A 16,569-nucleotide genomic window follows, 5' to 3' on the forward strand; every position below is an offset into this window, starting at 1 on the left:
TTTAACCAGCGGTTCATTTTAATTTAATCTTTTTCTGTAAATAGTTTATCAACTGAGCGATTCTTATGAATTAAATCAATTGCTTGGCCAAACAAGTCGGCAACTGATAAGCGCACAAGTTTATCGAGCTTGTCAGCTTCTGGAACAACGATACTATCTGTTACAATCACTTGTTTAATATTGTCATCAGATAAAGCTTCAATCGCACCTTTTGACATCACAGCATGTGTTGCACAAGCATAAATATCTGTTGCACCAGCAGCTTTAAGTGCACGCGCTGCATCAGTCATCATTGTCCCTGTATCAATCATATCATCAATAATGATACAACGACGCCCTTTTACATCGCCAATAATTGATGTTGCTGCAATATTATCAGCAAAATCAGATCCACGTTTATCAACAATAGCAATTTGTGCTTTGAGCTTTTCAGCCATATTACGAGCACCTTTAACACTATTATGATCAGGTGAAATCACAACAACATCATCTGTAATCCCATTTTCAATGAAGTATTTAGCTTGGATTTCTAAAGAAACTAAATGATCAACTGGAATGTTAAAGAATCCTTGTAATTGAGCGGCATGTAAATCAAGTGTAATTACACGAGAAACACCGGCTAATTGAATAAAGTTTGCAACTAACTTAGCTGTAATAGGTTCACGTGAACGTGCTTTACGATCTGAACGTGCATAACCATAATAAGGCATTACAACGTTAATTGTACCCGCACTTGCACGACGTAACGCATCAACCATAATCAAAAGTTCCAGTAAATTTTCATTTACTGGATTTGAGATTGATTGGATAACATAAACATCTGCGCCACGAATACTTTCATCAATGTTGATTTGAATTTCGCCATCACTGAAATGTTTCACGGATGCTGTAGAAAGACTAGTATTTAAAACCTTAGCCACCTTCTCCGCTAATTCAACGTTAGAATTAAGTGCAAATAATTTTAATTGACCTTTTGCGAATTGACCCGACATGATAGCCTCCGTTATTAATCTGTATTTTTTCTTTATAGTTCTATTATAATGAATTTACACTTAAATTACTATGCTCTAAGTAAAAAGTTTAAGATTATCTGAATTGTTCCTTCAGACTAAACGACAATCCTTATGTTTAATGGTAAAATAGACAGATACGAACTTAAAAATATAACTTAATTATGGGGGACACAAAAATTGTCTAGCGGTACAGTTATCATCAATTTGATTGTTATCTTTGTGACATTATTTGCAGCAGCATTCTTCGTTGCCGCAGAATTTGCACTTGTCCAAGCACGTCCAAGTGCCATCGAAGCTGATATCGAAGCAGGTATTGGAAATCGAAAAAAACAAGAAAGAGCATTAAAAATGCTTAACCATTTGAATGAATACCTTTCAACAACACAGGTTGGTGTCAGTGTTGCTGGTATTATTCTGGGTTGGGTTGGTGAAAAAACCATTGAATTTTTACTTGTAGATGTGCTTAAACTATTCCATTTTGCTTCTGAATCAGGGTTAAATATCATTGGCGCAATTATCGGGGTTTTAATCCTTACTTACGTTGAAGTGGTTTACACAGAAATTGTGCCTAAAAACTTAAGTATCGATATGCCCGTTCAAGTTTTAATGGTTGTTATAACACCATTACGCTACTTTCATCTTGCCTTTTACCCATTAGTTTGGTTATTAAATAACTCAGCAACACGTGTTGCTAAAATGATTGGTATTACGCCAACTGATGAAAATAGTGAAGTTTTTACTCAAAAAGAAATTTTATCTTTATCTCAAAATGCCGTTTCAGGTGGTGAATTAGATAGAGATGATTATGTCTATATGCAACGTGCCTTTGATTTAAATGACAAAATTGCTAAAGATATTATGGTCGATCGAACAAGTCTTTATGTCGTAGATATTACAGATACTGTGCACGATGTCGTTAAAGATTATTTACATCAGGGTTATAGCCGTTTTCCAGTAGTTGCTAACAATGATAAAGATAAAATTCTTGGTTACGTCTATATCTACGATTTAGTTAGACAAGCTGAGATTGATGATACTGTCTTAATTAGTAAACTACTTAGAACAATTATTACAGTACCAGAAACAACACCTATTAGAACATTATTAAGCCAAATGATTAGTAAACAAACACCTATCGTTGTTGTCCTTGATGAATATGGTGGTACAAGTGGTATTGTAACGGATAAAGATATTTATGAAGAATTATTTGGAACGGTTAAAGATGAAATTGATGACGTTTCAAGTGAATACATTATCAAAAATGATGATGGTTCATATAATATTAGTGGTAAAACGACTTTATATGATTTCGAACGCTTCTTTAAATTTAAAAATAAAGCGATGAAAGCATCTGAAAGTGTTACATTAGCAGGTTTCATTCTCGAAAATCATAAAGTTAAATTAAATGATGTCATCAAGTTTGATGCTTTTGAATTTAAGATTATTGAGTTTAAACGTAACTACATTGATTGGTTTAATGTTAAACATACGACGACTCAGGTAGACGCAATTGAAGAACAATGAACTGATAAGAAATAATTTAGTCATTACTAATTGGAGGGAATTTTATATTTATGCCTACTCGTAGAGAACTATATCAGCAGGAATCAATTGCAGATTCCACTTCTAATCCAAGTAAAAATCGTCACTCATCGTTGCCAAAAAATGGTAAGAAAAAACCAAATAAAAAACGTCGTCGTTTAATTCTTCTTTTATTGCTCTTACTTTTGGTCGGTGGCGGTATTTATGCATACAGAGCTTACGCAAACGCAAAAAAAGCAGCTGATTCAATTTATACGCCGACAAAAGTCGCTAAAGCTAGAAACGTTTCTTCAGTCTTAAAATCAGGCTATCCAATTTCAATTCTCCTTTTAGGAACCGATGATGGTGCGTTAGGCCGTGCAAAAGTTGGCGGTCGAACAGATACCTTAATTGTCGCAACTTTAAATCCTAAAACGGAATCAATGACGTTAGTCAGTTTACCCCGAGATGCAGAAGTTGCGGTTTCTGGTTATGAATCAGAATTCCCAAGTAAATTAAATTCTGCCTATGCTTATGGTGGTCCTGCTTCTGCTGTTAAAACAGTCGAGAAATATTTGAACGTCCCTATTGATTTCTATGCAACCATTAATATGGGCGGACTCGAAACATTAGTTAATGCGGTTGGTGGCGTTGATGTCACACCACCACTATCGTTCACCTATCAAGGTGCACACTTTAAAAAAGGTGTTAAAACTCATGTTAATGGTGCAGATGCATTATCTTATGCCCGAATGCGTCATGAGGATCCACTTGGTGATTATGGCCGTCAAAAACGTCAACGCCAGATTATCATGTCTGTTGCCTTACAGAGTACAAACTTACAAAACTTATTAAATCAAAAATTCTTAGACACGATGTCTTCTCAATTGAAAACAGATTTATCATTTGATGATTTAGTGACTCTAGGAACTAGCTATCGTGTTGCCACGCACCATTCAAAATCTGATCACCTACAAGGAACTGGAACCATGATTAACGGTGAAGCTTTTGAAGTCGCTGATACACCAGAGAAGCAACGTATTACCGATAAACTTAGATCTGCCTTAGATTTAGTTAAAGCAGAAACGGGCAATACTTTATTAACAAATTCAACAATTAACACAACTCGAAAATAATGACCTATACACTACTCGCATCATCAAGAAGGCAACTTCTGATGATGCTTTTTTATTTATATTGATTAAATTTCATATAGAAAATAGGTCCGTAAAAAAAATTTATTTTATTCATACATTTCATTTGTAAACGGTACCATAAAGTGTAATAATAGATGGTACAAGATACTTTGTTATTTAAATGAAAGTGGGGATTTATATTATGTCAGAAAAAATTAAAGCATCAATTGCAATGTTAAAGGTATTACAGGATTGGAAAGTTGAAAATGTCTATGGGTTACCCGGTGGATCATTCAATACAACAATGCGTGCTCTTGAATCAGAAAAAGAAAACATTAATTACGTTCAAGTACGTCATGAAGAAGTTGGGGCACTTGCTGCTGCCGCTGAAGCAAAACTAACTGGTAAAGTTGGGGTTGTCTTTGGTTCAGCAGGTCCTGGGGCAACACATTTATTCAATGGTTTATATGACGCACAACAAGACCATGTTCCTGTTCTTGCTTTAATCGGTCAGGTTGCTTCATCTGCAATGAACATGGATTCATTCCAAGAAATGAACGAAAATCCAATGTTTGCTGACGTTTCTGTCTATAATAGAACAGTTATGACTCCAGAAAGCTTACCTCGTGTAATTGATCAAGCTATCAGAACAGCTTACCAATACAAAGGTGTAGCAGTTGTTACAATTCCAAATGACTTTGGTTGGATGGATATCGACGCTGACAGTTATTACGCTTCAGGTCACAATTACACAACACCTATTTTACCTGAACCAAATGATTCAAAAATTAAAGAGGCTTTAGCACTTATTAAAGAAGCTAAACAACCTGTTTTATTCGCTGGTATTGGTACAAAAGGTGCTACTGATGAAGTAATTGCTTTCTCTGAACATTTTAAAATGCCTGTAATTATTACAGCTATCAATAAAGGAACTGTTCCTGATAGTTATCGTGCTAACTTAGGGTCAACTTACCGAGTTGCAACAAAACCTGCTGATGAAGCAATTGCTGCCGCTGACTTAGTTGTCTTTGTAGGAGCTGATTTACCTTTCTCACAAACTAAAAAAGTCTTAAAACCCGATATGAAATTTATCCAAATCGATATTGATGCATCAAAAATTGGTAAACGTCATGCAGTTGATGTCGCTTTACTCAGTGATGCTAAGAAAACATTAGCTCGCTTTGTTGAATTAGCTGGTGCTCCTGTTGAAAGTCGTCCATTCTTCGATGCAACTATTGAAGATATGGCTAACTGGCGTACTTACCTCAAGAAATTTGAGGACAAGACAACAACACCACTTCAACCTGCTTCTGTCTTTAAAGAAATCAACAAACATGCCACAGGCGATGACATTTTCGCAGTTGATGTTGGTAATGTTACAATGAATAGCTTACGTTACTTAGATATGAATCCTAAACAAAAATTCACAACATCTGCCTTATTTGCAACAATGGGTTATGGTATGGGTGCAGCAATTGCTGCTAAATCAGCCTTCCCTGACCGTCAAGTCTTTAACCTTGTCGGTGATGGCGCATTTGCTATGATTGTTCAAGATTTATTAACACAAGTAAAATACAAACAACATGTCATTAATATTGTCTTCTCTAACCAACATTTTGGTTTCATTCAAGATGAACAAGAAGATGAAGGTCAACCATTCTATGGTATTGATTTCAATGACGCAGATTGGGCACAAGTCGGAAGCGCTATGGGTACGCTTGGTATCTCAGTTTCTACACATGACGAATTAGTTGCCGCATTTGAAACAGCTATAAAAGCAGAAGGTCCTGTTGTTATTGATGTTAAAATCACTGACGACCGTGCCATCCCTGTTGAAGATTTAGCTGTCGATCCAAAACATTTCTCAGCTGAAGAAATCGCTGCTTACCGTAAACGTTACGAAGCAGAAGACTTACTTGTCTTAGATGATTTAATCGAGAAATACTCAAAATAATGCCCTCACGAATAAAATAGCTATTCCTAAGAGATAGTTATTTTTAAATAACAAAAGACTGTAATGAAGATAACTATCCTCTTCATTACAGTCTTTTTTTTTGGGTTCTATTTTAATTTTACAGGTAGATCTTTTTTTGAAACTTCTTCCCATGAAATAACACCTTTTTTTTCATTATAGGCTAATTTTAAATAGGCGCCTTGACGTAACGGTCTTTCTTTATTCCCATTAAACGTTAATTTCTTAGCTTCATTTTTAGTATTATAAGCCATTTGATTATAGCTATAATCGGCATACGTTTTTCCATTTTGATCCTTTTTAACCACTTTTTTACCTGTTTCTGTTATCTGTGTGTAGTAATCCTGAGTTGAGTAATTAGTCCTATAGTATAAGTACCCGCCGCCAACTAATAGAATAGCGATAATTAATACAATTATTTTTTTCATTTATTCTACCTCCTTTTATTTAATTCATAATCTCAAATAACCATGCATTAAACCACTAATTTGACTTGTACTAATCGAAGATTATCAAAAAATTATATTATAATCCTTTTTTACTCATTTAATTCTATATAATGATACAATACTAACCATACAAACATTAGGAGGTTACGATTATGACAAAAACTCACCAACTAGTTAATAGAAATGAAGTACCTGAAGCACTAACATGGGATTTAACAGCCATTTATCCAAATGATCTTGCATTCCAGACGGATATCGATTTAGTTCGTGACCTCGTTCAAACCTTTGTTTCTACTTACCATAGCCATTTAGGAGAACTAGCTCCAATTAGTACCGCCTTCAATGACTTGGAAGATATTTACACTCGCTTATCACATATTGAACATTATGCATTTTTACAGCAAGCAGTTGATATTACTGATGCAACAGCCAATCAGTTAATGCGCGATTTTGAAGCACTTTCTGCCGAAATTACGACAAAACTGGTTTTCTTTGATATTGAATTACTAGAAAATCCAGTTAAATTATTGGACGACGTTGTTGCAACAAATCCAAAATTAAAAGCTTATATTCGTCAATTAAAGAAACAAAAAGAATTCCAGTTAAGTCCTGAGGTTGAACAAGTCCTTGCGACCTTCCAACCTAATTTTTCTGCACCAGAATCAGTTTACGGTCAAACTCGAGCAGCTGATATGGACTTTTCTGATTTTGAAGTAAATGGTGTGACATATCCAATGTCATTTGTTTTATATGAAAATACGTACCAATACAATCCAGACGCAGCTATTCGTCATGCAGCATTTAAAAGCTTCTCAACAACATTAAATCATTATAAGCATACAATTGCGGCTAACTATTATAATCAAGTATCTATGGAGAAAAGAATTGCTACTTTACGTGGCTATCATTCAGTTTTTGATTACTTATTAGCAGAACAAGAAGTTGACCGTTCATTATTCAATCGTCAAATTGATACAATCATGACTAAATTAGCACCTGTTATGCAAAAATACGCTGCACATGTCAAAGAAGTTCGCGGTTTAGATAAAATGACCTTTGCTGATTTACAAATCGATTTAGATCCTGATTTCGCACCAGAAGTTTCAATTGAAGAAGCTAAGAAATATGTCAACGATGCAGTTGCGCCACTTGGATCTGACTATCAAGCCATGGTTGCTCGTTCATTCCCAGAACGTTGGGTTGATTTTCCACAAAATATTGGTAAGGAAACGGGTGGCTTTGAAACAACTCCTTATGGCAAACATCCTTATATTTTAATGTCATGGACGAACGAATTAGCCGATGTCTATACTTTAATTCATGAGCTCGGTCATGCAGGGCAAGCCATTTTAACACAGGATAACCAATCAATTTTGGGTAGTGAACCTTCTACTTATTTGGTTGAAGCGCCTTCTACATTCAATGAACTATTACTAACAAGTTCAATTGAAAATCAATCAAGTGAACCTCGCTTAAAACGTTTTGCTTATTCAAAAATGTTAACGAATACTTATTTCCATAACTTTGTGACCCATTTACTTGAAGCAGCTTACCAACGTGAAGTTTATCAACTCATTGACGCTGGACAAGGATTTGATGGTGATCAATTAAGTGAAATTAAACGTCATGTCCTTGAAGCATTCTGGGGACCAGATGTTGAAATAAATGACGGTGCTGAACTAACTTGGATGCGCCAATCACACTATTACATGGGCCTCTATTCATACACATATTCAGCAGGTCTTGCCATTTCAACACAAGCACACTTGAACTTATTGAAAGATCCAGAAAATACGACAGAAGCTTGGCTTGCCTTCTTAAAATTAGGTGGCGAATTAGCCCCAATTGAAGCAGCTAAAGTTGCAGGCGTTGATATCACTACGGATGAACCTCTCAATCAAACAATTCAATTTTTAGATGATACCGTGAATAAAATCATTGCTTTAACGAAAGAAATTTAAAAATAAAGGAGAGACACTAAAAAGTTTAGTGTCTCTCCTTTATTTTTTATGCAGGTGGTGTGTTACTTAATACCCATTTTACCTGGGCTGTATATGAACCGCGATGGATTTCACTTGGATCTGCTTTAACCAAAACACCCGCATCTTTGTCCCATGGTACGGTTGTCGTTTTTGTCGTTGATGTTCCTGACAAAATTTCAAGACTTGCCGAACCTAAAACTTGAGCCTTATCTCCGGCTGTTGCTCGATACACAATCGCATCTTTAATTGTATTACTATCTGAAGTAAGATCACTTGCTGAAACTGACAACTGCCAAGTCCCAGGTAATGATGTTTCTAATGCTACAGAAAAATCAGTTTGACGAGGTAATATTGTCGTTTTTCCTGGAATTTTAGTTGTCCCAAAATTTAAACTACCGTTAGTTGTTAGTCCCATTTTACCTGAAACAACGACAGTAATAGTTTTCACGTCAGATTTATTACCGTCTGTATCGACAGCATAAACAGTTAAAACATGACTACCAATTGCTAAGTTATCTGGTAATTTGTAAGTTCCAGAATGGTCCTGACCAGCTTTTACGTTATCATATGTTTCCATTAAAACAGGTGCATTTGACCCTTCTTGATAGTACGTTTTAATGGTTGCACTATCATCAGACTCATGGTAACTCAAAGAATAAGGCGCATTCACTGTTGTACCACTATCATCTAAAGTAAACGTTGGTTTATTAGAGTTCACAATAATATCAGCCGTATATGACGTTGTTTGGTTCCCATATTGATCAGTTGCCATCACAGTATATGGGTTTTTACCAACCTTTAATTGACTACTTGGAACGCTAACACTAAATTTACCGTCTGTTCCGACGTTAGCTGATACTGAGTAACTACCATTGACTTTAATTGCTGCAGTTGTCGTTCCTGCTGGGAAAGTTCCCCCAAGACTTGAAACTACTGTTCCGGCAATAGTTGCTGCTTCATTTTGATTAACCTTGATGTCATTAATTCCTGATATCGTTAATGTTCGTGTGCCTCCAATTGTGAATTTGGCTGCATTTGATTGGATAACCGCATTAGATCCAGAAAATTCACTTACTGGACTATTAACAACTGTATCGGCTGCAACTTTGTCAGCAGTTCCTGTAAGTGTTACTTTTGCACTTGAATACTTAGCTGTTGATAAATCATTCTTAAGGACCTTAACAATTGCCCCATTTGACATCTTTGTTAAATCAATGGTTTCTGAGTCCGTTGCTGCCCCTGAATAAGTAATTGTTCCCGTTTTTAACGTCACATTATTGGGAACCTTCAAGCCAGCACTAATTGTTTTCCAATCTTGTTTACCACCTAAATATTTTAAATTTGTTACAAAATCTAATGAATCTCCAGAGTGTACTAGACCATCATTAGTAACATCTTTATTTTTTTGAGTTGTATCTGTTACTGTCTGAGTTGCAGTTGCATCAACTAAACCTGGAACTTTTTCAAACATTATCAAGTTAGTTTCATAACTACCACCCGTTGATCCAGTAAATCCCCAACGAACTGCGCCATTCGAATTGAATTTAGCCTTATCAATTGACACAGTCGCGCTCTTACCTGTTGTCATAACATTTGTTTTTGGATTTTTATCATCAATTGTGTAAGTCATAGAGCCTGTTGTACTCGTTCCAGCAGAATATTTCAACGTCAAATGATGCCATAACGCGTTAGATAGATTTGCTCCGTAATCAATTAACCCAAGGTGATTTTGATAGTAAAAATAGGCGGTGTGTATTGGAAAAAAACCCGAGTCTTTACTATCCCGTGTATAACTATTAGTATCTGCAGGATAACCACTAGCTATGTGATTACCTGTGACAGCAGTATAATCAAAGCTATTCCCGGAAGTTTGACCCCCATTATTAAAGGTATCGAACTCTAACGCCCAACTGTTTTGTATCCCTGTTTTAACTAGTTTCGAAACATCACTATAACCTGATGTTGTTCCAAAAATACCCTCAGGTAGTATATCATTAGCCCAAACACCTAATGTTTCACCACTACCAGTTGAAATAGCTGCATTTCCTTTAGCATCATTTTGTAATACTAATGCCATACCATCTCCGGCTGCAGCGCCTCCATTACCAAGATATACCCACATTGACGCTGTTGAATCTTTGTTCAAATCGAATGTATTACCATCAGTTGACCAAACAGCTGCCTTTTGATCTTTATTATCAGTAATTGTTACGACCGATTTTGTAGCAGCATTTGCATCCGTTGTTATGACATTTCCAGACGTTAAATTAACTGTTTTACTAACTTCAGATACACCAGCCCCAGTTCCGCGTTGAAATATACCATTCAAAGTGATCCCACTTGGCGCGGTCTGTATTGCATAATTATAATCTGTTTCTGCCGACACACTTGAAAAAGTAGCTAAGAAAGTCGCCGCTAAAACAAACACTAATAAATTTATTTTTTTATGATTAATCCCCATAACCCGCACCCCATTCTCTATCTTTATTACTTATAGTATACGCTTAAATAGAATTAATATTATCCATAAATTTCTTATAAACGCTCATTATTTGATGGTTTTAGGGTCCTTTTCAGGTAATAGTTATTTAATCCTGTATGCCAATTGGTATACCAGTATTCGTCAGCTATAATGTATCATTAAATAAAAAAGTAAGCTTACAATATTGTAAGCTCACTTCAATTTAATACCTAATAAAGCAACTAAAATTGTTGCCTGGTAAGCATTAATCGTTAATCCACGAACCAGCTTAGGATCCAGTATAACTGTTTCAAATTCACTCTCAGAGAAATCCACAGACTTCATGTTGGTCTCAATAAAATCGCAACCTTCAATATTACTTTCAGGGAATGTTAATTTCTTCTTGATTTCAACCGCTTGAAAACTGGTTTCTTTTAAATCACAACGTCTAAATTCAACTTCTTGGAAATTAGCGACACTAAAATTAGAATAGCTTAACTGACAATCTCTAAATGTCGTTTCTTTAAAAACAGTACGATTAGAAAAGTCACACCCCATCATCCGACAGCTTTTAATTTCAGTTCTAAAAAAATAACTTTCATTAAATTCTGCGTTCAAAAACTCACAATGATCAATTACAGTATCTAACCATTCGCTACGCACAAAGTCAGTTTGTTCAAAGGTACAATGATCAAAAGTGACTGAATCAACTCGTACTGTCTCAAAAGAAGCCTCAATCGTACAATTATGGTAAGTTAATCCATATCTAATATCATCAAATGAAATGGTTTGTCCTTCAACAACTTGATTATCCAAAATAATTCACTCCTAAATGTTTACTTAAAACGCTATTTATAAATTTTAACATATTTATTCACAAATACTTAAGACCTTTTTTAGTTAGAAGATAATAAAAAAGATAAATCAGATTATTCTGATTTATCTTTTCTTTAACCTTTATTTTCTTTTTTATCCTTTTTAATAAAGAATAATAGTAGTGCTCCTAATATTAGAACGAATCCTACTAAGACAACCATCACAGATTTTTCTTCATTTGTCTGTGGTAAAATACCACCTACAGATGATACTGAGCCTTTTATGTCTTTTTCAGGATTAACAGTCGTTTTTCTTTCAGGTACACTAGTTGGTTGTGTCACTTTGGTATTCTCTTTAAAACCGATAGTCACATTCGTAGAACCGGCTTCGGTTGTTGCCGCACTAACCATTTGATTAGTATTCAGCATGACAACTCCCAAAAGTAACATTGCTATAATCATAATCTTTTTCTTCATGAGACTAACCTCCCCCAAGGAATACTTTAAAGATTCTTGTTAAAAAGCATTATATAGTGATTGCCACCATATAATGCTTTTTAAACAACTTATTTAAGCAGGTACGTCAGAAAGTGTCCAGTTCATTTTTGTTGAGTAAGCTTCTGCTTTAGCAACACCAGCAGGGACAGTTAATGAAATGTCTCCAGCTGCAAGTGTATCAACAGTAACACCACTACCAGTATCTTTAACAGCATTTAAAGCAACGCCAGCTGTTGTTAAATCTGTAACAGCATTTGAAACAGCTGTAGTTGTTCCAGTTGTTGCTTCAGCAACAACTACTTTACCTTTGCCTGTTGAAAGAACAGCACCAGTTAATTCATCACTACCACTCTTAAATTGGTCAGCTTGAACAGAAAGTGCCCAACCAGCATTTGTTCCACGAACATCCCCAACTTCAATAGCAAGATCTTTTGCTGATTTAACAGTCAATGCTTTTGTAGGAATTTCAATATCTGAACCAAAGTCTACTGTTTTTGTAGCGTAGACAATAGCAAGGTTACCACTATTACCAGTTCCACCACCATCACCAGGATCTGTTGGGTCTGTTGGGTTTGTTGGGTTAACTGGAGGGATTACTTGTCCTTCATCGCCAGCCTTAAACGAAACACTAGCATCAGTTGATGCACCTTGAGCAAGTGTTGCTGCATTTACATGACTTGAAACTGCTAAACCTGCACCTAAAATTGTTGCTGCTAATAATGCACTTGTTAAACCTTTTTTCATAATCTAATCCCCCATAATTCTATCTTTTTTATTGTAAATAATTAAACAGCTGGTGTATCTGATAAAGTCCATGTTAACGTTGAAGCATACGCGATATCTGCTTTAGCAACGCCAGCTGGAATTGTTAATTTAACATTTTCTTTTTTAATGTTATCAACGTTAATACCTGCACCAGCGTCTGCTGTAGCACCAAGAACAACCCCAGAAGTTGTTGTATCAGCAATTGCTGATGACACTGCATGGTTAGCTGTAGAACCATTACCAACTGAAACAGCACCTGCGCCTAAACTAATTGCAGCGCCGCCAAGTTTTTCTGATTCATCAGCGTTAGCTAATTGCTTAGAACTTACTGATAAAGTCCAACCAGCATTTGTTCCACGAACATCACCAACTTCAACTGCAACATCTGTATCAGACGTTAAGTTAACCGTATTTGCCGTAATTTCATTTTCAGTACCAAAACTAATTGCTTTAGTAGCATAGATAATAGCAAGATTACCACTGTTACCAGTATTACCGTTATCCCCAGGTTCTGTTGGTTTTGTTGGATCTGTTGGGTCAACTGGAGGGATAACTTGTCCTTCATCGCCAGCTTTAAATTGAACACCAGTTGTTGTTGTTGCAGGTGTCATATCAGCAGCGTTTACGCTACCTGATACTGCTAAGCCTGCACCTAAGATTGTTGCTGATAATAATGCACTTGTTAATACGTTTTTCATAATTTATTTCCCCCGAATTTGTTATTTAATTTAAACAGCTGGTACGTCTGAAAGACTCCAGTTTAACGTTGTTGCATAAGTATCAGCTTTAGCTGAACCTGCAGGAATTGTCAAAGTCATGTTGTCTGCACGAATCTTATCTGCATTTAAACCAGCACCTTCGCCTGTTTTAGCTGATAAGACAGTTCCACCATCAGTAACCGCTGCAACTGCAGCAGCTGATGCAGGTGTTGGTGTAGCACCGGTACCAATTAAGGTATTATCACCTTTACCTAAAGCTAAGACAGCTCCAGCTAATTCGCCAGACTTTGTACTTTTGAATTGATCTGCTTTAACTGATAATGTCCAACCAGCATCTGTTCCTCGAGTATCGGCAACTTGAAGAGAAATAAAGTTACTACCTTTAAGGTCTTGTTTACTTGCTGAAACAGGTACAGTAGTGCTAACAGAACCAGTTCCATCATCTTTTGGAATCCCAAATGTTACAGCCTTTGTTGCATATACAATTGCTAAAGGACCAGCATGTCCTGTTTCACCGCCACCACCATCACCAGGATCTGTTGGGTCAACTGGGTCTGTTGGGTCAACTGGGTCTGTTGGATCTGTACCTGGTGTAAATGTTACTGAACCGTCAGTTGTTGCACTATCTGGTAAGACAGTATCTGCAGCATTTACGTTACTTGATACTGCTAAACCTGCACCTAAAATTGTTGTTGCTAATAATGAACTTGTTAAACTTTTTTTCATAATATATTTCCCCCAAATTTTTTTAATATTTCACCCGACTCTAACCTAATTAAGCAGGAGCGTCAGTCAATGTCCAAGTTAATGTTGTTGAGTATGCAGCAGCATGTGCTGTACCACCAACAACCCCTAAGTTAATACCCTTTTGTGCATAACTTGTTGTAGTTTCCCCTGCACCTTTGTCAACAGGTGCACTAATTGTTGCACCACCATCTAAGACGTTGCCTGTAGCTGTTGCTGTTACCTCAGGTACGTCACCAATATTATTCGATGCAGTACCATCAGGGAGTGACAATGTAGCACCTTCTAGTTCTACAGATTTAGCTGTAGGATCAGCAACAGTATCTACAACACTCATAAATGGTGTACCACTAACCTTAACGCTCCAACCAACAAATGTTCCACGAAGATCACTAACACTTACATTAATACCACTATTTGAATTTAATGTAGTATTCGCTGCAGAAATTGCTTCTTTACCAAAATCAACTTTACTTGTGACATTTGTAATTGACAATGATGCACTATTAGGATCTGTTGGATCTATTCCGCCAGCTGTAAACGTGGCACTTGCCGTTGTATCTTTTGATGTAGCAGTATCTGCTGCAGATACCTTACTTATTGTTCCGAAACCTAATACCACACCACTAATCATTACTGTTGTTAATAAAGTTTTTTTCATCATTGTTTCCCCCATTTTTCGTATACACTCACTATAGTCGATATTTGACCTAAAAACGGTCAATATTTCATGGTTAAGTGTTTTCTTTTGACAGTCATAATTACTTAATTCTTATTTAGTTATTCTTTTCTATAAAATTATAATACCAAAATTATTTCATTTAAAACGACCAACATTTACGTGTTAGGTGTCATTTTTTGACGTTATTTTACTGGGACACTTGATAATGTCCAATTCAAGTCTGCTTTATAGGCAGTTGCTCTAAGCTTTGATGGATCTGCCTTTAACAAAATACCGGTTCCATCATCGTTAAACTCCTTTCCTGTATCATTTACACCATTACCTGATAAAACGGTTATGCCAGCATCATTAATGATTTGCTCTGTAGCATTGGCATCACTTTTAAAGACCAAAGCATCTGGATCATCAGTTAATCCTGTTGATTTTACAGTCAACACCCAGTTACCGGCATCCACAGCTGAAAGGTCCACATTAAGACCAATTAATGGTGTTAAATTGGTTTTTTCATTTGGTATTTTAATTTTATCTCCATAATTTAAATTATTAATGCTATTAATTTTTAACGTTTTAGTTGGTTTTTTAACATTAAGGATGAATTTTTTAACAGTCGCATTACCTTGATCATCCGTTGTTGTGACGGTTATTGTATGTTGTTTAACCGTCAAGTCGGTCATCTTAATCGTATTAGTATGATCTTTACCTAGCGTTTTACTATTATCGTACTCCTCCTTATATTGACTGGTGTGTGCTACATCACCATAAGAATCTGTAATTTGAGTTGTTAAGGTCGTTGCATGATCACTATTCACCGTGTAGCTCACTGGGTACTCAGTACTTGCGACATCAACTACTGGGATATCCGTATTAGTCGTACTGTCTAATTTATCGCCTGCAATTGCATCTACTTTAATCTTAGGATTTGGTATGGTTACAATGATAGTTCCCTTAGTTGGAAAACTAGTTCCCCCACCTATTACTCTTGTAGCTGTAAGCTCAACTTTATTTTCCCCAATTGCTAGATCAGAATTTTTAATTGTAACTGGTGCTTGCATGAGTGTTTCTATTGGATCATACGATGTTGGATGAAAAGGTGCGTAAATTGTTGCCGTACTATCTGGTTTGGTTACTTGCACATTGAATACGTAGTTATCTAAAGATACGGCAGGATAGTACCCAGGTGATCCTTCTGGTGTTCCTGAGCCATCAACGCTATTTCCATTACCCGCATCATCCTGACTATAAAATAGGTCAGCTAACGCTGCATCTGCAGGCATTATTGTTGATTCTTTGCTAAGTACATCGTCAATGCTAATCGTTTTTTTACTTCCACCCAGAAACATCCCTACAATCTCTGCATTTTTATAATCATCAAATAACGTACGTGTTGTGCTACTTTGTTTTTTAGCCTGTTCTACTTGTTTCTTTTCGTCTTTTTGACTATCTAGTTTTTCACTAGATAGTGTAGACGACGCTGATTCTGAACTTGTTGCATTTGTCGTATCAACTTCTGAATCTATTTTTTCATCAGATACACTACTACTTGAGCTACTAGAATCTGCCTTATTTGATTCTGTTGATTCACTTAATACATTTTCTAAAGTTTGCTCTTTTATAGTCGCAATACTTGAACTAGTTGCTTCTTCTTGTTCACTTGCTGATATAGTTTCATTCAACGCTGTTCCCCCGAACAACATCATCGCACACAAACTACCTATCACAATTCTATTTTTTGGTTTCATAATAATCCCCCAGGATTCTCTTTTTAGTTTATGTCGTTAACCAATTACCGTTATAATATCATCTATATTCGGT

General features: G+C 36.0%; 14 protein-coding genes. 4 read left to right on the forward strand and 10 right to left on the reverse strand.

The window, feature by feature from the left end:
- Nucleotides 1–23 precede the first annotated feature (23 nt).
- Nucleotides 24–992: a ribose-phosphate diphosphokinase gene (locus AC1RPT_RS06155; RefSeq protein WP_481761743.1), complete on the reverse strand. Its 969-nt coding sequence runs from the start codon at nt 990–992 to the stop codon at nt 24–26.
- Between the two features lie 198 nt (nt 993–1,190).
- Between AC1RPT_RS06155 and AC1RPT_RS06160 the strand changes: the two genes are divergently transcribed.
- The 3 genes from AC1RPT_RS06160 (at nt 1,191) to spxB (ending at nt 5,624) form a co-directional block, all read left to right on the forward strand.
- A complete protein-coding gene (locus AC1RPT_RS06160; protein ID WP_481761744.1) occupies nt 1,191–2,537 on the forward strand; it encodes a hemolysin family protein in 1,347 nt (448 codons plus the stop codon).
- 50 nt (nt 2,538–2,587) lie between these two features.
- A complete protein-coding gene (locus AC1RPT_RS06165) occupies nt 2,588–3,670 on the forward strand; it encodes an LCP family glycopolymer transferase (RefSeq protein ID WP_481761745.1) in 1,083 nt (360 codons plus the stop codon).
- Nucleotides 3,671–3,872: 202 nt separating this feature from the next.
- A complete protein-coding gene (spxB, locus tag AC1RPT_RS06170; protein ID WP_481761746.1) occupies nt 3,873–5,624 on the forward strand; it encodes a pyruvate oxidase in 1,752 nt (583 codons plus the stop codon).
- A gap of 107 nt (nt 5,625–5,731) precedes the next feature.
- On the opposite strand, the gene AC1RPT_RS06175 is transcribed toward spxB, so the two are convergent.
- The gene (locus AC1RPT_RS06175; protein ID WP_481761747.1) at nt 5,732–6,070 is read right to left on the reverse strand and encodes a YxeA family protein; all 339 of its coding nucleotides are present in this window, start codon (nt 6,068–6,070) and stop codon (nt 5,732–5,734) included.
- Nucleotides 6,071–6,243: 173 nt separating this feature from the next.
- Between AC1RPT_RS06175 and pepF the strand changes: the two genes are divergently transcribed.
- Nucleotides 6,244–8,052: an oligoendopeptidase F gene (pepF, locus tag AC1RPT_RS06180; RefSeq protein ID WP_481761748.1), complete on the forward strand. Its 1,809-nt coding sequence runs from the start codon at nt 6,244–6,246 to the stop codon at nt 8,050–8,052.
- Nucleotides 8,053–8,098: 46 nt separating this feature from the next.
- Here the strand turns inward: pepF and AC1RPT_RS06185 are convergent, their stop codons facing one another.
- From AC1RPT_RS06185 to AC1RPT_RS06220, 8 genes are all read right to left on the reverse strand, one after another.
- Nucleotides 8,099–10,534, reverse strand: coding sequence for a hypothetical protein (locus AC1RPT_RS06185; RefSeq protein WP_481761749.1), 2,436 nt, complete (start codon nt 10,532–10,534; stop codon nt 8,099–8,101).
- Between the two features lie 213 nt (nt 10,535–10,747).
- Nucleotides 10,748–11,350, reverse strand: coding sequence for a pentapeptide repeat-containing protein (locus tag AC1RPT_RS06190; RefSeq protein WP_481761750.1), 603 nt, complete (start codon nt 11,348–11,350; stop codon nt 10,748–10,750).
- A 134-nt stretch (nt 11,351–11,484) separates the two neighbouring features.
- Nucleotides 11,485–11,826 carry an LPXTG cell wall anchor domain-containing protein gene (locus AC1RPT_RS06195; protein ID WP_481761751.1) on the reverse strand — a complete coding sequence of 114 codons (342 nt, stop codon included), beginning with the start codon at nt 11,824–11,826 and terminating at the stop codon, nt 11,485–11,487.
- Between the two features lie 93 nt (nt 11,827–11,919).
- Nucleotides 11,920–12,591 (reverse strand): WxL domain-containing protein, encoded by a 672-nt coding sequence (locus AC1RPT_RS06200; RefSeq protein WP_481761752.1) that lies wholly within the window; start codon nt 12,589–12,591, stop codon nt 11,920–11,922.
- A 41-nt stretch (nt 12,592–12,632) separates the two neighbouring features.
- A complete protein-coding gene (locus AC1RPT_RS06205) occupies nt 12,633–13,310 on the reverse strand; it encodes a WxL domain-containing protein (protein WP_481761753.1) in 678 nt (225 codons plus the stop codon).
- 30 nt (nt 13,311–13,340) lie between these two features.
- Nucleotides 13,341–14,057, reverse strand: a complete 717-nt coding sequence (locus AC1RPT_RS06210) for a WxL domain-containing protein (RefSeq protein WP_481761754.1) — start codon at nt 14,055–14,057, stop codon at nt 13,341–13,343.
- Between the two features lie 49 nt (nt 14,058–14,106).
- Nucleotides 14,107–14,739 carry a WxL domain-containing protein gene (locus AC1RPT_RS06215; protein WP_481761755.1) on the reverse strand — a complete coding sequence of 211 codons (633 nt, stop codon included), beginning with the start codon at nt 14,737–14,739 and terminating at the stop codon, nt 14,107–14,109.
- Nucleotides 14,740–14,939: 200 nt separating this feature from the next.
- The gene (locus tag AC1RPT_RS06220; protein WP_481761756.1) at nt 14,940–16,496 is read right to left on the reverse strand and encodes a hypothetical protein; all 1,557 of its coding nucleotides are present in this window, start codon (nt 16,494–16,496) and stop codon (nt 14,940–14,942) included.
- Nucleotides 16,497–16,569 lie beyond the last annotated feature (73 nt).

The sequence above is a fragment of the Dellaglioa sp. CoH-56-MRSF-11 genome (genome assembly GCF_056782135.1).

Coding starts and splice junctions, on each gene's coding strand:
- AC1RPT_RS06185 (WP_481761749.1), bottom strand. CDS start 10,534: ATGGGGATTAATCATAAAAAAATAAATTTATTAGTGTTTGTTTTAGCG.
- spxB (WP_481761746.1), top strand. CDS start 3,873: ATGTCAGAAAAAATTAAAGCATCAATTGCAATGTTAAAGGTATTACAG.
- AC1RPT_RS06210 (WP_481761754.1), bottom strand. CDS start 14,057: ATGAAAAAAAGTTTAACAAGTTCATTATTAGCAACAACAATTTTAGGT.
- AC1RPT_RS06165 (WP_481761745.1), top strand. CDS start 2,588: ATGCCTACTCGTAGAGAACTATATCAGCAGGAATCAATTGCAGATTCC.
- AC1RPT_RS06205 (WP_481761753.1), bottom strand. CDS start 13,310: ATGAAAAACGTATTAACAAGTGCATTATTATCAGCAACAATCTTAGGT.
- AC1RPT_RS06200 (WP_481761752.1), bottom strand. CDS start 12,591: ATGAAAAAAGGTTTAACAAGTGCATTATTAGCAGCAACAATTTTAGGT.
- pepF (WP_481761748.1), top strand. CDS start 6,244: ATGACAAAAACTCACCAACTAGTTAATAGAAATGAAGTACCTGAAGCA.
- AC1RPT_RS06220 (WP_481761756.1), bottom strand. CDS start 16,496: ATGAAACCAAAAAATAGAATTGTGATAGGTAGTTTGTGTGCGATGATG.
- AC1RPT_RS06175 (WP_481761747.1), bottom strand. CDS start 6,070: ATGAAAAAAATAATTGTATTAATTATCGCTATTCTATTAGTTGGCGGC.
- AC1RPT_RS06195 (WP_481761751.1), bottom strand. CDS start 11,826: ATGAAGAAAAAGATTATGATTATAGCAATGTTACTTTTGGGAGTTGTC.
- AC1RPT_RS06215 (WP_481761755.1), bottom strand. CDS start 14,739: ATGATGAAAAAAACTTTATTAACAACAGTAATGATTAGTGGTGTGGTA.
- AC1RPT_RS06155 (WP_481761743.1), bottom strand. CDS start 992: ATGTCGGGTCAATTCGCAAAAGGTCAATTAAAATTATTTGCACTTAAT.